This window comes from Citrobacter sp. Marseille-Q5395 (assembly GCF_947057495.1).
Taxonomy (GTDB): Bacteria; Pseudomonadota; Gammaproteobacteria; order Enterobacterales; family Enterobacteriaceae; genus Citrobacter; species Citrobacter murliniae.
The window spans coordinates 1-15,076 of sequence record NZ_CAMSEL010000019.1; the positions used below are offsets into that span (position 1 = coordinate 1).

Annotated in this window: 19 protein-coding genes; all 19 read left to right on the top strand. The window is 50.9% G+C overall.

Going from position 1 to position 15,076, the window contains the following annotated elements; translation table 11 throughout:
- The coding region (locus OH663_RS19570; protein WP_263525793.1) for a lysis protein at window positions 1-320 on the top strand (320 nt) is incomplete at its 5' end.
- A gap of 293 nt (window positions 321-613) precedes the next feature.
- Window positions 614-823, top strand: coding sequence for a head fiber protein (locus tag OH663_RS19575; RefSeq protein WP_263525794.1), 210 nt, complete (start codon window positions 614-616; stop codon window positions 821-823).
- Window positions 824-985: 162 nt separating this feature from the next.
- On the top strand, window positions 986-1,495 hold the full coding sequence (locus OH663_RS19580) for a terminase small subunit (protein ID WP_046377298.1): 510 nt from the start codon (window positions 986-988) through the stop codon (window positions 1,493-1,495).
- A gap of 1 nt (window position 1,496) precedes the next feature.
- A complete protein-coding gene (gene terL / locus OH663_RS19585; RefSeq protein WP_263525795.1) occupies window positions 1,497-3,155 on the top strand; it encodes a phage terminase large subunit in 1,659 nt (552 codons plus the stop codon).
- A complete protein-coding gene (locus OH663_RS19590) occupies window positions 3,156-4,688 on the top strand; it encodes a DUF1073 domain-containing protein (RefSeq protein WP_263525796.1) in 1,533 nt (510 codons plus the stop codon).
- 52 nt (window positions 4,689-4,740) lie between these two features.
- A complete protein-coding gene (locus OH663_RS19595; protein ID WP_263525823.1) occupies window positions 4,741-5,430 on the top strand; it encodes a phage minor head protein in 690 nt (229 codons plus the stop codon).
- Window positions 5,431-5,519: 89 nt separating this feature from the next.
- Complete coding sequence (locus tag OH663_RS19600; RefSeq protein ID WP_263525797.1) at window positions 5,520-5,825, top strand: hypothetical protein; 306 nt, start codon at window positions 5,520-5,522, stop codon at window positions 5,823-5,825.
- A 67-nt stretch (window positions 5,826-5,892) separates the two neighbouring features.
- Window positions 5,893-7,080, top strand: coding sequence for a DUF2213 domain-containing protein (locus tag OH663_RS19605; protein ID WP_263525798.1), 1,188 nt, complete (start codon window positions 5,893-5,895; stop codon window positions 7,078-7,080).
- A 1-nt stretch (window position 7,081) separates the two neighbouring features.
- Entirely contained in the window at window positions 7,082-7,564 is a 483-nt protein-coding gene (locus tag OH663_RS19610; RefSeq protein ID WP_263525799.1) for a structural cement protein Gp24, read from the top strand.
- A complete protein-coding gene (locus OH663_RS19615; protein WP_263525800.1) occupies window positions 7,564-8,598 on the top strand; it encodes a DUF2184 domain-containing protein in 1,035 nt (344 codons plus the stop codon). The genes OH663_RS19610 and OH663_RS19615 overlap by 1 nt, the downstream gene beginning before the upstream one ends.
- A 3-nt stretch (window positions 8,599-8,601) precedes the next feature.
- Window positions 8,602-8,928 carry a hypothetical protein gene (locus OH663_RS19620; RefSeq protein ID WP_263525801.1) on the top strand — a complete coding sequence of 109 codons (327 nt, stop codon included), beginning with the start codon at window positions 8,602-8,604 and terminating at the stop codon, window positions 8,926-8,928.
- A gap of 2 nt (window positions 8,929-8,930) precedes the next feature.
- Window positions 8,931-9,374 (top strand): DUF4054 domain-containing protein, encoded by a 444-nt coding sequence (locus OH663_RS19625; RefSeq protein WP_263525802.1) that lies wholly within the window; start codon window positions 8,931-8,933, stop codon window positions 9,372-9,374.
- 2 nt (window positions 9,375-9,376) lie between these two features.
- Window positions 9,377-9,829 (top strand): hypothetical protein, encoded by a 453-nt coding sequence (locus OH663_RS19630; RefSeq protein ID WP_263525803.1) that lies wholly within the window; start codon window positions 9,377-9,379, stop codon window positions 9,827-9,829.
- Window positions 9,826-10,194: a hypothetical protein gene (locus OH663_RS19635; protein ID WP_263525804.1), complete on the top strand. Its 369-nt coding sequence runs from the start codon at window positions 9,826-9,828 to the stop codon at window positions 10,192-10,194. The genes OH663_RS19630 and OH663_RS19635 overlap by 4 nt, the downstream gene beginning before the upstream one ends.
- Window positions 10,191-10,742 (top strand): phage neck terminator protein, encoded by a 552-nt coding sequence (locus OH663_RS19640; RefSeq protein WP_263525805.1) that lies wholly within the window; start codon window positions 10,191-10,193, stop codon window positions 10,740-10,742. Before OH663_RS19635 ends, OH663_RS19640 begins: the two co-directional genes overlap by 4 nt.
- A complete protein-coding gene (locus OH663_RS19645) occupies window positions 10,743-12,221 on the top strand; it encodes a DUF3383 domain-containing protein (RefSeq protein WP_263525806.1) in 1,479 nt (492 codons plus the stop codon).
- Between the two features lie 11 nt (window positions 12,222-12,232).
- Window positions 12,233-12,673, top strand: a complete 441-nt coding sequence (locus tag OH663_RS19650; RefSeq protein ID WP_226423515.1) for a phage tail fiber protein — start codon at window positions 12,233-12,235, stop codon at window positions 12,671-12,673.
- An 8-nt stretch (window positions 12,674-12,681) separates the two neighbouring features.
- Window positions 12,682-13,086 carry a hypothetical protein gene (locus OH663_RS19655; RefSeq protein ID WP_263525807.1) on the top strand — a complete coding sequence of 135 codons (405 nt, stop codon included), beginning with the start codon at window positions 12,682-12,684 and terminating at the stop codon, window positions 13,084-13,086.
- A 211-nt stretch (window positions 13,087-13,297) separates the two neighbouring features.
- Window positions 13,298-15,076 (top strand): hypothetical protein, encoded by a 1,779-nt coding sequence (locus OH663_RS19665; RefSeq protein ID WP_263525809.1) that lies wholly within the window; start codon window positions 13,298-13,300, stop codon window positions 15,074-15,076.

Genomic DNA, 15,076 nt, shown 5'->3' on the forward strand with positions numbered 1-15,076 from the left:
CTAACGACACCATCAAAGACATGCAGACCCGCCAGCGTGATGTTGCTGCTCTGGATGCCAAATACACGAAGGAGCTTTCTGATGCTAATGCGACTATCGAAAGTCTCCGCGCTGATGTTTCTGCTGGGCGTAAGCGCTTGCAAGTCTCCGCCACCTGTTCAAAGTCAGCGTCCGGAACCAGCGGCATGGGCGATGGAGAAAGCCCAAGACTTACAACAGATGCTGAACTCAATTATTACCGTCTCAGAAGTGGAATCGACAAAATAACCGCGCAGGTGAATTACCTGCAGGAATACATCAACACCCAGTGCCTGAAGTAACCCACCATAGCGCTACATCTTCGCTGCTTACCTGCATTAGCAATGACTGCAGTCCCTCCTTTCTGCAAGAGCGTGCAGGTTATTCGAAAAAGATGATACCGCGTCACAGCATTGCGGGATGTCTGTGGCGTTCATAGCTGCCTTCTCAAGCAGTGGTAGAAGAATTGAGGATATATAAAGTTCTGCAAATGGCTTCTCACAGAGCCATTGACAGAGTTTTATGTAGATTAGAAGCGTCACTGGTGTCAAGAATTCCCAGTGAGATATCCAAACACCCAGCAGGAAATTCTAAAATGACTAAACGCGCTATCTCAACTGGTGGTTATCCAATCGAAGTTTCCACCCCAACTGACCCGGTAACCATCCCTGCAGCGACAACCTCAACAATCGGCGGGGTAAAGAAGATGGCTGCACAGGCTGATTCAACTGCAACCGATGTTGCTGGTCTGCTGGCTGACTTTAACGCTCTGCTGGCTAAAGCTCGCGCTGCCGGACTGATGTGATGATCACCGTAAAGATGGTCGCACAAAAGCGGTGGTGGGTAAGCCCATTACTTTCCGTGCTGAAGGCATTTGTCTACGCACGCATCGTTAAAGAGAAACACCTCAAATCCTTGTCAGGCTTCATTGCTCGATGGGGATTTAAGTTCAGAACAGAGAAATAACATGGCAAAGCTCACCGACAAACAAGAGCTGTTTGCCCGTGAGTTCATTAAAGACCTCAACGCCACTCAGGCGGCCATCAGGGCGGGTTACAGCGAGAAGTCATCCCGCAACCAAGGCGCAAGGATGATGGCAAATGATGACATTTTGCATCGCATCGCAGAATTGAATCAGGAGCGTCTGGAGCGAGTTCAAGTTGATGCTGATTACGTTCTGCGGCAGGCAGTAAAACTTCACGAGCGCTGCATGCAGGAGGTTGAACCTCTTACTGATAGGCGTGGAGAGGAAATCAAAGATGAGCAGGGAAGAACGATTTACGGCTTTGACGCAAAGGGTGCTGCTGCTGCACTGAAGCTTGTTGGTGAGCACATCACTGTGCAGGCATTCAAGACCAACGTTAAGGCTGAACATGTTGGTAAGGATGGTAAGCCGATTGAAGTTGTTAACTACACCCCTGCTGATTACAAAGCAGCACAGGCTCAGCTTGAGGGGAAATTAAAAGGCCTGGACTGATATGAACGAAATTATCGAATGGGATGATTTGTCATTCCCTGAGCGTGTAGTGCTTCGTTCGAAGTCCACCAAATCGTTTCTCAACTTCACTCGCCTGTGGTTCGAACTTATTCAGGGTGATCGGCTTCTGGTTAACTGGCATCACCGCCTAATGGCGTCAAAGATTGATGACTTGATAGCTGGTCGATTAGAGCCTGGCAACCTGATTATCAACATTCCTCCTGGCGGGACGAAAACAGAGTTCTTCTCCATTCACTTTCCGGCCTACGTCAATGCACTGGTGCAGGAAGGGAAGCTCAAGCGATTTCGTAACCTGAATATCTCGTTTGCTGACACGCTGGTTAAACGTAACTCGCGCCGCACCCGTGACATTATCGCCAGCAAGGAGTATCAGGAATTCTGGCCTTGCTCATTCGGCGTTAACCAGGCGGAAGAGTGGGAGATAAAAGACGATCGCGGTCGCTCAATAGGGCAGACGGTTTCCCGCTCAAGCAACGGGCAAATCACCGGTGGTCGTGGTGGATACTTCGGCCCTGAGTTCTCCGGCATGGTTATGCTGGATGACTACAACAAGCCAGTCGACATGCTCAGTGAGTCGCGCAGGAATAGCGCCAACACGCTTCTGGTTAACACCATTCGCTCTCGTCGTGGTGATAAGTCCAAAGAGCATCCAACGCCATTTGTGAGCATTCAGCAGCGCTTACACACCGACGACGCAACAGGATTCATGTTATCTGGAGGGATGGGCGTTAAATTCCACCACGTAGCTATCCCTGCGCTGATTGACGAGAAGTACATTCAGTCTCTCGCAGAGCCATGGCGCTCTCTGTGCTGGGAGACGGTGAAAGATACCGACTCAGTGGAAGTGTCAGGCACTCGATACTGGTCATACTGGCCACAGATGGAAGATGTGAACGACCTCCTGCAGCTTTGGGAGAAAGACCGTTACACATTCCTCTCTCAGTACCAGCAGAACCCAATGGCGCTTACTGGCGGCATCATTGATACCGACTGGTTCCAGACCTATACCACTCTTCCAAAGCTCACTCATCGCGCCGTATACGTTGATACCAACAGCGGCAAGGTAGAGGACTGGCTTGATTACACAGTATTCACGCTTGTCGGCATGGGTGTTGATGGCAATCTCTACATCATCGACGTAGTGCGTGGTCGCTGGGACCCAGAAGACCTCCTGAAGAAAGCAGAAGAGTTCTGGGAGAAATGGCGCATGCAGGGCTCGCTACGAATCATGCCAATGCGCCACATGGCTATTGAAGAGAAACAGGCCGGGCAAGGTCTGATAACCACCCTCAAAAAGCGCAACAGCATTCCGGTTAAAGAGATTCCTCGCGGCGCAGGCCAGAACAAACTGGTTCGCTGCCTCAACGTCATTCCACAGATTAAAACTGGCAAGGTCTATGTTCCTGCCACTCATGATGAGCACGGCGCTATCAGGCCTCATGTTTACTACGAGGACGGAACGGTAGCCGGTACAACTTCGTGGGTTATCACTGCAATGACTGAATGCGCCGCGTTCTCTGCTGACGACAGTCACGACAATGACGACATCCTTGATACCTGGATGGACGCCATTGACGACAATCTTATTTCTGGTCGCCAGCCAATGGTTATCGACCCGAGCCAACTCAGGAGAATTTAAGTGTGGCCGTTTAAAAAGAAACAAGTCGCCGCGCCTGAGCCGGTGAAAGAACAAAAACCTGAGATGAAAATCCGGGCAGAGGCGGTAGCAGAGATTCAGGCTAAGCCACCTCGCGAGATTGAGCAGTACAAACCACAAAAAGGCGTTATTCCTGAGAGCATAGAGAAAGGCATTTTGGCGATGGACTCCACGCCATACGGAGCGCTGAACGAAGCTTATATGGGATACACCTATGGCTATCCTGACAGCTTCCCTGGCTATCCATATCTGGCTACGCTCGCTCAAAAGCCTGAGTATCGCAAGATGGTTGGCACCATCGCTGAGGAGATGACCCGTAAGTGGATCAAGCTCAATACTGTCGGCGATGATGATAAAGCAGATCGCGTTAAGCAACTCTACGCTGCAATGGAAAAGTTCAAGGTTAAGGACCGATTCCGCGAGGCAGCAGAGCATGACGGTTACTTTGGTGGCGGGCAGATTTATATTGATGTTCAGTCCGCCAGAGGCGTGTCTGCATGGACTGACCCGGTAGAGTTGGGGTCAAAGCTGTTCCTGTCTGACAAGAAGATTAAGAAAGGCAGCCTTAAAGGATTCACCGTTATCGAGCCAGTATGGACTTACCCGGGCGTCTACAACACAGACAACCCGATGAGTCCTGACTTCTACAAGCCTACTGAATGGTTTGTGATGGCTAAGACGGTCAATGCTAGCCGTATGCTTGACTTCGTATCACGAGAGGTGCCAGACCTTCTTAAAGCGGCGTACAACTTCCGTGGACTGAGTCTGACTCAGATTGCCGAGCCGTACGTCAATAACTGGCTGAGAACGCGGGACAGTGTAAGCGACCTGATTCACTCGTTCACCATTCCTGTTCTCTCAACCAATATGGCGACAGTGTTACAAGGTGGTGGTGCGGAGTCGCTAATCAATCGCCTTCAGATGTTCAATCAGTGCCGGGACAATCGCGGCGCTTTCGCTGTAGACAACACGCCCACACAAGAGGAAAAAGCTGAGTTCATTAGCGCACCTCTTGGTGGTCTTGATGCTCTACAGGCGCAGGCACAGGAGCAAATGGCAGCGGTGTCCAGCATTCCTCTGGTCAAGTTGCTAGGCATTTCTCCTGCTGGTCTTAACGCATCATCAGATGGCGAGATTCGAGTCTTCTACGACTACATTCACGCGCTGCAGCAATCCATCTTCAAAGACAACCTGAAGCGCGTTCTGGACATCATCCAGCTTTCAGAGTTTGGCGACATCGACCCGGATATCTACTTCGAGTTTGAGCCTCTCTACGAGATGACCGAGAAAGAGAAAGCGGAAATTCGCAAGATTGACGCTGATACCGATGCGGTTAACGTTGCAACAGGTGCGCTGACGGGTAACGAGATTCGGCAGAAGATCGCAAATGACCCTGACAGCCCATACCACTCACTGGACTTAAGCGATGACATCGAAATCGAAGACGACTACGAAGACGATGACCAGCGGGAAGAAGAAATCGACGCGGCAAACGCTGAGAGCAATTCATCCTAATGCCGGTGTTGAGGCGTGGTATCGCAGACAGTTAGACAACCACATCAGAGATATGCAGAAGTCCGTTGTGTACTGGCTGACCGCTAACTACAAAGCGAGCGGTGCAGCGGTGGCAATGGACGCATCCCCTGCGGTGTTTATGCGTGATGCCATGAAGAAGCTCGCCAAGCGATGGACAAAGGCATTCGACAACGTATCTCAGAGGCTGGCTGAAAGGTTTGCCGGTGATGCGATGAAGAATACTGATGTATCTCTATATAACGCGCTTGAAACTGCTGGATTCACGGTTGAGTTCAAAATGACCGCGCCGATGAATAACGCACAGCAGGCGACCATTGCAGAGAATGTTGGGCTGATACGCTCAATCCCTGAGAAGTATTTCACTGAGGTTGAGGGTCTGGTAATGCGCTCGGTTGCACGAGGCCGTGACCTGTCTTACCTCACTGACGAGCTTCAGAAGCGCTATGGCATTACGCGCAGGCGTGCAGCATTAATCGCACGCGATCAGAACAACAAGGCAACCTCAGTAATGCAGGCGGCACGGCAGCAATCACTCGGTATCACTAAGGGCGTCTGGAAGCATTCTCATGCTGGCAAAGAGCCACGACCATCACATGTTAAAGCTGATGGAAAGGTGTTTGAGCTAAGCAAAGGAATGTATCTGGACGGCAAATGGGTGATGCCTGGCGAGGAAATCAACTGTCGTTGCACCTGGAGTGCGGTAATCCCTGGTTTGGGGTAAAATAACTATCTGGCTAGGGTAGCTCCCGAAAAGCGGCATCGTCACCGCCTGCCAGATATCTCTGACGAAACGACTAAGACGAGGTTGTTATGAGTGAAATACTTGTTGAGCTTGAAGAGGTGCTCGTTATTGGTGGATGCGCTGACGGGCAAAGATTTGTTGTAGCAAAGGGTATAGAAATACTATTTTGCATGGGGCAGGAATACAGAAGAAAGCGCCTTGCTTGCGATCATTCATTCTGTTCCTTGTTTGTCCCAAGCAGTGAAATCAATGTTCCCGTAAAGGAAATTATACATAGGCTAATTCAGTGCTATTCTGCCAAGTTGAAAGATGATGTCATGGAAATTGAAGTGACTCAGGTTAGAAAGCCATTAGCGATAAGCAAAATAGAGTAAATCAAAACAAACAACAAACAGGCTGCCTAAGGGCGGCCTTTTTTATTGCCTGAAATCAGAGAAAGCAATGAAAACAACTGAACGGTTGGCATTTGACCGCGCATCAGTGCGCTCGTTTGATGGCAACGGCAGGCTTCAGGTTAAGTTAAGCAATATCAGCAAGGCTAATGTCTGCCCCTACTTCGGGAGAGAGATTCCAAATGCTGAAAAGCTCGGGCTAGAGCCAGATAAGATTTACCAGTTATGGCGACACCCTGACGAACTGAAGAAAGCCGCTGCAACATTCAACAACATTCCCCTTTTATCAATCCATACACCTGACTTCCCCGGCGACCCTCCGCGTGAATATCGCGTTGGTGTAACGCATTCAAATGCAGACTTTGACGGAACGTATCTGACAAACGGTTTATCAGTTTGGGATGACTCCGCAATCGCCGGTATTGAGACGGAAGAGCAGGAAGAATTGTCTTCGTCGTACCAATACGTCGCTGACATGACCCCCGGAGTTACACCGAATGGAGAGCCGTATGACGGCATCATTCGGGACATCATCGGGAACCACGTAGCGCTGGTTGAAAGAGGCCGCGCAGGAAGCGACGTATTGGTCGCAGATTCATTACCCCCGGAGTTAATGCTCATGAGCAAACGTAAAGCCGCGATTATTCGCGCAACGCTGAAGCCGTTACTGGCAGCTGATGCTGATTTGGAGGCTGAAGTACGGAAGGCGCTTCTGGCGCTTGATGAGGCCGAAAAAGAAGACGAGAAAGAAAAGAAACCGGCTGAAGACGAGGATGACGACAAGGACGACGAGAAGAAGAAAACCGCTGACGACGAAGATGACGAAGACAGCGATGACAAAAAGAAAAAACCAGCCGAAGACGAAGACGATGAAGACGATAAAAAAGACGACAAAGTCTCCAAAACGGCAATGGACAGCGCGATTCGCTTAGCCGCAGACAGCGCAACCAAGCGTGCGGCGGAGAACTTCCGCAAAGTACGTGAAGCTGAGCAGGCTGTGCGACCACTGATTGGTGATGTCGTTGCAATGGACTCAGCTGATGATGTCTACCGCACTGCGCTTGAGCAGGCTGGCGTTGATATCGAAGGCGTTCATCCTTCAGCGTTCCCTAAGATGGTCAAAATGGCTATCGAGCAGCAGAACAACAAACGCCCTGTCATTGCGCAGGATTCCGCATCTCACAGCGAATTTGAGAAAGCATTCCCGACCGCTGGCAAACTGAAACGAGGTTTCTAACATGGCAGGTTTTCAGAGTGTAATTAACCAATACCCAGCACCGGGTGTTGAAGGTGGCTTTGCGAGCACCAACCCTCACGCAGTATTCCTGGCAGGCGAAGCGGCATTGGTCGCTGGCACTGACGGTCTGACAGTTGGCCGATTTGCTTGGGCGGTTGATGGCGTGGCATCAAATACCGGCACTGGCGCTCCTTCTGACTTTGTTCATGCCGATGGTCAGGCATCAATCACCATCTGGTTGGCTCAAGCTTCAATGCTCATTCAGCCAGGCCGTGAAGTAACACTGATGACCGCTGGCGACTTCTGGGCGCGCACCGCCACTGCAGCAACTCGCGGACAGAAAATCTTTGCTGTGCTTGCTGACGGCACCATTAAAACCGGTGCGGCAGGAGCAACCATTTCCGGCGCAGTCGAAACGCCTTTCTATGCTGGTAGCGCTTGCGATGCGGGCGAACTGGTCAAAATCAGCACCTGGAGCAAGTAATGAACGAATTTCAGAAACACTATTCCGCTGCTAGCGGCAAATACGGCATCATTCTGCCGGGCGCGAAAGACTACCTGAAGCCTGACTTTGCAGAAAACTTCCAGATGGCTATGGATGCCCAGCCAACCATGGTTACTGCGAACAACTCAGGTATCCCGGCGTATTTCACCAACTACGTTGATCCAGAGCTGATTCGAGTTCTGGTCACACCAATGAAAGCAGCAGAAATCATTGGTGAAGTGAAGAAAGGCGACTGGACAACCCTGACCGCGCAGTTCCCAATCGTTGAAAGCACCGGTGAGACCAGCTCATATGGCGACTTCAACAACAACGGCATGACTGCGGCTAACGTCAACTGGGTTCCTCGCCAGTCTTACCATTACCAGACTCATACCCGCTGGGGTGAGCGCGAACTGGATATGTACGGCGCGGCGCGTATCGGTTACGCGGCAGAACTTAACGTAGCATCTGCTCTGGTTCTGAATAAGTTCCAGAACAAGTCATACTTCTTCGGTATCGACGGTCTGATGAACTATGGCCTGCTGAATGACCCTTCCTTGACGGCATCAATCACACCAAATGCAACCGGAACTGGCGGCGCTGTTACTTGGGCGCCAAAAGATGGCCAGGCGGTGTACGATGACATCGTAAAACTGTACGGCCAACTTGTTTCTCAAACCAAAGGTCTGATTGAGCGTACTGACTCCATGACTCTTGCAATGTCTCCTTCTTCGGAAGTGAACCTGACCAAGACCAACATGTATAACGTCAACGTGTCTGACCTGCTGAAGAAAAACTTCCCTAACCTGCGTGTTGAAACTGCAGTTGAGTATTCAACTGATGCGGGAGAGCTCGTTCAGCTGATTGCAGATCGTCTTGGTGAGCAAGACACTGCCTATGCAGCCTTCACCGAGAAGATGCGTGCGCACGCAGTTGTGGTTGAAGAATCCAGCTGGAAGCAGAAGAAGTCAGGTGGCACATGGGGTGCAATCATTCGTCAACCGCTGGGTATCGCCAGCATGATCGGGGTTTAATTCATGGCAGAGACTATCGTAGTAGGTTGCAAACTTCCTAATGGCCTGATTGTTGAGCAAGATGGCTACACGGTAACGCTGAACGGCTCCAATTCTACCAATGTTATTGGCGGTTATGGTCTGACCGATGGCGTAGACAAGGATGCGTTCGAGAAGTGGCTTTCAGTTCATAAAGAGCAACCTTACGTCGTGAATGAACTCGTTTTTGCTCAGGCAAAAGCCAACAGCGCACAGGCAAAAGCGTCCGAGAACGCCAAGGTCAAGTCTGGCCTTGAGGGGCTTCCTCAGGACAAGCCAATGCCAGGCATCGAAAAATCGGACGGTAAGTAATCATGGCGATCGTTGTTTTCGACATTAACGCATTCCGTGAGCGTTACCCCGAGTTTGACACGGTAAGTGACACGCTGCTGAATGCGTATTTCGTTGAGGCAACGGTCTACCTTGATAACACTGATTGCAGTCCTGTTACCGATGTGAATGTGCGTGCGGTGTATCTGAATATGCTCGTGGCGCACATTTCCGCCCTGAATTCAGGCGTGGGTGGTCAGAAGCCATCCGGACTTGTAGGCAGGGTTGCAAGCGCATCTGAAGGCTCTGTATCGGTGTCGACTGGCGAGGTGCCGGTAAGCCCATCTTCATGGTGGTATCTGCAGACACCTTACGGCTCTGCTTACTGGCAAGCTACCGCCCCTTACAGGACGTTTAAATACGTTCCTGGCGCATCACCATCATTCTATCCAGGGCATTATTACCGCAGGACAGTTACCCGGAGGTGAGCATGACCACGTTTAGTGGTGGCGCAGCTTTAGAGGCGAAACTTGCTGAACTGGCGGAAAAGCTTGGCGACGGTAAAACGCTAAGGGTCGGATTCCTTGAAGGGGCAACATACCCTGACGGACAATCTGTCCCAATGGTTGCCGCAGCCAACGAATATGGCGACCCTGCAATGAACAGACCGCCACGTCCATTCTTCCGGAACATGATTGCCGAAAAGTCACCAGAGTGGCCGCAGGATATTGCGAAGATAGCCGAGGCTACCGGTTACGACGCAGAAACGATTCTGGGGCTGATGGGTGAGCATATTAAAGGTCAGTTGCAGGGCTCAATCAGAGACCTGATGGAACCTGCGCTATCTCCAGTTACGATCGCCAAAAAGGGCTTTTCTAAGCCACTCATTGAAACATCCCACATGCTAAACAGCGTCGATTACGACATTAAGGATGGCGTATGAACCTGAGAGGCATAGCCAATAGCGCCACGAGAGCAATAAATCCCAACGTAAATGGAGTGTTCCGGATTAATACCGGATTCACTACGTTACCTGGCGGAAAGCGAGAGCAGACGTACAGCAACGTTGATGTTGAAGTCCAGATGCAGGAGCTATCGTCCACCGACCTACGACAGGTTGATTCCATCAACATTCAGGGCATCCTGAAAAGTGCGTATCTGAATGGGAACTTCAACGGCGTGAACCGACCAGACCAAAAGGGTGGTGACATTCTCGTTGTGAAAGGTCAGCAGTGGTTGGTGGTGAAAGTACCTGAGTTATGGCCTGACTGGTGTCGAGTGATTGTTAACCTGCAGAGGTCGCCATGACAACCACAGTAGACATCACCGAGCTTGACCTGCGCATTGCGCTGCAGGCGTTTCTGATGGATATCACCGGCCTTACCATCGACAACGTGCTGGTAGGTCAGCAGAACCTCACTCCAATGCCGCTTAATGACTTCATTATCATGACGCCGCTGAAGCAGATAGGACTGTCGACAAACCGCGTCAAATACGACGACAACGGCGTGTATGGCGAAGGTAAGCAGCTCAACCAACGCAGCACGCAATGGCCTTGCCAGATTGACTGTTACGGCGAAAGCGCGGCTGATAACGCCGCAATCATCGGTACGCTAATCCGCTCAGACTTTGCCTGCGAATGGTTCAGGCAATACGGCAATGTCATCACCCCTCTTTACTGCTCAGACCCTCATCAGACGACGATGATTAACGGCGAGCAACAATACGAAGGCCGCTGGACGATGGAATTCATCGGGCAATTCAACCCGTCTGTTACCACACGCCAGGACTTCATGGACAGCATTACAGTCGGCGTTATTGCCGCAGATTTAAAATACCCACCGGAGAGTGCATAAATGGCAATCCCATTACGCAAAGATATTCAAATCAATCCTGGAGTGCTGCCAGCGGGCGGTTCAGCGCTTGATCTGAATGGCCTTATCCTTACCGACAGCGCTTATGCTCCGGTGGGGAGTGTGATCACGTTTACTAGCAAAGAAGATGTAGAGGCCTATTTTGGTAGTGCATCTACTGAATTCAGCATGGCTGAAGTTTATTTTCAGGGCTACGATAATTCTACCAAGACCCCTGGTGCATTGCTGTTTGCACGGTTTAACCCGGCAGATGCGGCGGCATGGTTGCGCTCGGGCTCAATGGCTGCCGTAACGTTAGACCAACTAAAATTGCTGAGCGGTGTACTGACACTGACAGTTGACGGCACTGCGCACACATCAGCCAGTATCGACCTGAGCACGGCAACCAGCTTTGCCATGGCTGCTGACCTGATTGAAACTGGTATCGGATCCAGTGTTACGGTGGAGTACGACACCACACAGAAGCGCTTCATCATCACCAGCGCGACCGATGGCGCGGCGAGCACTATTACCTACGCAACCGGCACCTTATCTGCAGGCCTGAAACTGACAGCCGCTACCGGCGCTCAGTTGTCTCAGGGCGCAGATGCAGCAGTAGTCACTACGGCAATGCAGTCAGTGCTTGATAGCTCTCAGAACTGGGCAATCTTCACTACATCATTCACGCCGACCGAGCAAGAGGCGCTGGACTTTTCAGCCTGGGTTAATGGTCAGAATTACCGGTTCGGCTACGTGCCGTTTACGCTGGAAGAATCCGCGCTGGTGTCAGGTTCAACTGACACTCTGGCGTACAAAATCATTGTCGTGCACGACTATTCCAACGTAATTCCTGTATACGGCAATCAGTCGCATGCAGCGAGTGTGATTGGTTATGCAGCATCACTTGACTTTGACCGTCAGGAAGGGCGCGTACCATTCAAGTTCCGCTCACTCGGTGGCCTGCTGCCAGAAGTAACCACGTCAGCAAATTACGATGCGCTGATTGCCAACGGATACAACTTCTACGGCGCGTACACGGCGAATAACTATGACACCCGTTACTGGGCAGATGGCGCGATTACTGGCGATTTCAAATGGTTTGACTCGTTCTGTAACCAGATTTGGATTAACGCCAATCTCTCACAGGATGCGATCGAGTTGTTCCAGTCAAATCGCAGCATTCCTTATAACGCACGCGGTAAGGCGATCATCGAGGCGTCATTTGCTGACACCCTGAACCAGGCAATTGTGTTTGGCGCAATCCGTGCTGGCGTAACGCTGTCCAGTTCTCAGATTTCCGAGATTCAGAATGCCGTTGGCGCTGATATCTCTCCATCGCTGATTGCCAAGGGTTACTACCTGTATATCGCAGACGCCACCCCTACGCAGCGTCAGAAGCGCACAAGCCCTAGCATGACCCTTTGGTACTGCGATGGTGGTTGCGTACAGAAAATCACTCTAGCTTCAATTGAAGTTCAGTAAGGAGCAAATCAATGTCTAACACAATTACGAGTGCAGACTCTATTTTTGCCCTCACTGTTACCAACCTGTTCCCCAGCGCTCAAACGCTGGAAGGATACGCAGCGGACGCAATGTTTGCTCTGGGTGATACAGAAATGGCGGTTTCCGTCCGTGGTGCTGACGGTAAGCTCTCTGGCGGCTTCGTTTTCGGTGAGTATCTGCAGACGATCACAATCATGCCAGACAGCCCATCTCGTGACCTGTTCGAGACCTGGCAGCTGACCTCACTGACCTCAAAGGCTGTATTCCGCTGCAACGCAACAATCATCCTCCCGGCTATTAGTCGCAAGTTCACGCTGACCAACGGCATCCTGCAACGCGTAAAAGCCATCCCTGATGCGCAGCGCGTACTGCAGGCAATGACCTTCCAAATCAATTGGGAATCAGTCGTGGGCGAAGCGTACAACGCATAAGGACTAACATGGCACGCAAAGAGCTTTACTACACCGTCGAAGATAAAGGCCGTGACAATGGGAAGAAGTTTTACATTCGTGAAATGTCAGCTACTCAGGCTGAGTGGTGGGCAATCCGAGCGATATTGGCGATGGCTAATAACGGCATTAATCTTCCGGATAACCTTTCAGATATGGGCATGGCAGGCATGGCGAAAGTCGGCCTCGAAATGGTGGCTAAAATCCCTCCAGAGGATGCACGGCCTCTCCTGGACGAGCTGATGAAATGTGTACAGGCAGTGCCAAATCCAGATGATCTAAACATCAAGCGCCCACTGATTGATGATGATACTGAAGAGGTTATTACTCGCCTGAAAATTCGCGGTGAAGTCTTTAAGCTGCACGTCGATTTTTTAACCGCCGCCGCCAGTTAGACATCCCTCCGGTAATGGGTCAGAAAATCGCTGGCCTGACCGACTATGCCAACGTACCTAAAACAATAGCAACGGTCCTGTCATCTGGTAAATGCTCGTTGACAGAGCTAAGCACAACGCTTGGCGTAGAGGATATGTGGTGGTGGCTTGAGATAATCACAGTCGACAATTACAACCAAATGGTCATCAACAGGGCTCAGGAGAATGGCTGATGCCAACGATTATTGACTCACTGGTAGTCACTCTTGGTCTTGACTCTTCCGGATTCAAGAAAGGCCAGACAGAAGTAAAAAAAGGCCTGGACGATACCAGAAAGAATGCTGACCAGACAGCTAAAGACATGGAGGCCGCGGGTAAAAGAGCGGCCTCATTTTTTGGCTCAATCCGAACAGAATTACTTGCGCTGGTAGGTGTTACCTTATCGGCGCAGGGCATCAAGACTTTCATCACCAACATGACATCGGATTTGATGCGGTTGGGGATTGAATCTCGCGCTCTGGATATCTCGGCCAAGTCTCTTGATGGTTGGGAGAGAGCTGCTGCGGCAGCCGGTTCAACTGCAGAACGCATGGCCGGAACGCTGGGTAACTTCCAGAAGACGCTGACAAACATCCGTACCGGTGGTGGACAGGACGATCCACTTTTCGGCGCTCTGGCTTCATTCGCCGGCGCAACAGGCGCTAACTTCGACTATCAGAACGACAACGCCGAAAAAATCATGCGCAAGATTGCCAGCAACTGGGGCAAGTTAAGCAAAGATGCTCAGCGCAGATTTGGTGGCATGTTTGGCTTTGATAATGCCACTCAGCAGGGGCTTGCTAACGGCTCGCTGGTTCAGGATGCTGACCGGTTTGCGAAAATATCACGAGCAACTGACGAAGCAACCAGAAAGGCACTAGAGTTTAACCGCCGACTGGAGCAGATGAAGCAGAACTTTGCTGCAGCGTCTCAGGTGCTCTATGAAGCGCTGATTCCGTATGTTGAGAAGCTTATCCCCCTGATAGAGAAGTTCGGCATTTGGATTAGCACTCACGGTCCGGAAATCAGCAAATTCTTCTCTGACACAGCGGATGAAATCAATAAGGTTGTTGATGCTGTAGGCGGGCTGGAAAACGCGCTAAAACTGCTTCTGGTGTTTGTAGGCGGGAAGTGGTTGTTAGGCATGACCAGCTCAATTGGTGGCGTCAGAGGCGCTCTCACAGCTCTTGGCCGTGTAAGTATGATTGCCGGTCTGGTTGAGCTTCAGAAATACGCTGAACAGCTTGAGAAGAAGTATTCCTGGCTTACCAATAACCCTGTAACGAATTTCCTTAATAGCGGTGCAGGTACAGATACAACTACAGAGTGGGGCAAGCAACTTCACGACTGGATATTTGAGAAGACCGGAATCCAGCTACCTCGCGGTGACGGATACAAGTCAGCTCCTCGCGGAATACGCAATAATAACCCTGGCAATCTGAACTATGCCAATCAGTCTGGCGCAACGATGGAAGGCGGAGAAGGAGGTCGTTTTGCCGTTTTCGAGTCGATGCAGCATGGCATTGCCGCGCTCTACAAGCAATTGCAGTTGTACTTCAAGCGCGGCATCAACACACTTTCCTCTATCGTCAAAACCTATGCTCCGGCATCAGACAATAACAATGTCGATGCTTATATCTCTGCGCTCACCAAAGCGACAGGGAAAGGCGCTAACGAAGTGCTGGATTCGGGTGACACGGCAACGATTGCCAGATTGATGAAGGGCATTGTCGACCATGAGAACGGGAAAGGCTACATCAGCTCGTCTGACATCATGGGAGGCATTCAGTTAGGCGCAGGGTCATCAGCATCTCGCAATATGCCATCGGCTGCCGGGAGCCAGACCAACATCAATATCGGCAAAATCGACATGCAGACATCGGCCGGAAACGCCAATGCTCTGGGTGCTGATATCCAGAGAAACCTTCAGAGAAACCGCCTGGTGAATCCAGCGATGTCAGGGCAGGGATAA

Excerpts from the sequence above, each read along its gene's own strand:
- OH663_RS19630 (WP_263525803.1), top strand. The coding sequence starts at position 9,377 with ATGACCACGTTTAGTGGTGGCGCAGCTTTAGAGGCGAAACTTGCTGAA.
- OH663_RS19575 (WP_263525794.1), top strand. The coding sequence starts at position 614 with ATGACTAAACGCGCTATCTCAACTGGTGGTTATCCAATCGAAGTTTCC.
- OH663_RS19650 (WP_226423515.1), top strand. The coding sequence starts at position 12,233 with ATGTCTAACACAATTACGAGTGCAGACTCTATTTTTGCCCTCACTGTT.
- OH663_RS19625 (WP_263525802.1), top strand. The coding sequence starts at position 8,931 with ATGGCGATCGTTGTTTTCGACATTAACGCATTCCGTGAGCGTTACCCC.
- OH663_RS19600 (WP_263525797.1), top strand. The coding sequence starts at position 5,520 with ATGAGTGAAATACTTGTTGAGCTTGAAGAGGTGCTCGTTATTGGTGGA.
- terL (WP_263525795.1), top strand. The coding sequence starts at position 1,497 with ATGAACGAAATTATCGAATGGGATGATTTGTCATTCCCTGAGCGTGTA.
- OH663_RS19665 (WP_263525809.1), top strand. The coding sequence starts at position 13,298 with ATGCCAACGATTATTGACTCACTGGTAGTCACTCTTGGTCTTGACTCT.
- OH663_RS19595 (WP_263525823.1), top strand. The coding sequence starts at position 4,741 with ATGCAGAAGTCCGTTGTGTACTGGCTGACCGCTAACTACAAAGCGAGC.
- OH663_RS19605 (WP_263525798.1), top strand. The coding sequence starts at position 5,893 with ATGAAAACAACTGAACGGTTGGCATTTGACCGCGCATCAGTGCGCTCG.
- OH663_RS19620 (WP_263525801.1), top strand. The coding sequence starts at position 8,602 with ATGGCAGAGACTATCGTAGTAGGTTGCAAACTTCCTAATGGCCTGATT.
- OH663_RS19615 (WP_263525800.1), top strand. The coding sequence starts at position 7,564 with ATGAACGAATTTCAGAAACACTATTCCGCTGCTAGCGGCAAATACGGC.
- OH663_RS19610 (WP_263525799.1), top strand. The coding sequence starts at position 7,082 with ATGGCAGGTTTTCAGAGTGTAATTAACCAATACCCAGCACCGGGTGTT.
- OH663_RS19655 (WP_263525807.1), top strand. The coding sequence starts at position 12,682 with ATGGCACGCAAAGAGCTTTACTACACCGTCGAAGATAAAGGCCGTGAC.
- OH663_RS19635 (WP_263525804.1), top strand. The coding sequence starts at position 9,826 with ATGAACCTGAGAGGCATAGCCAATAGCGCCACGAGAGCAATAAATCCC.
- OH663_RS19640 (WP_263525805.1), top strand. The coding sequence starts at position 10,191 with ATGACAACCACAGTAGACATCACCGAGCTTGACCTGCGCATTGCGCTG.
- OH663_RS19580 (WP_046377298.1), top strand. The coding sequence starts at position 986 with ATGGCAAAGCTCACCGACAAACAAGAGCTGTTTGCCCGTGAGTTCATT.
- OH663_RS19645 (WP_263525806.1), top strand. The coding sequence starts at position 10,743 with ATGGCAATCCCATTACGCAAAGATATTCAAATCAATCCTGGAGTGCTG.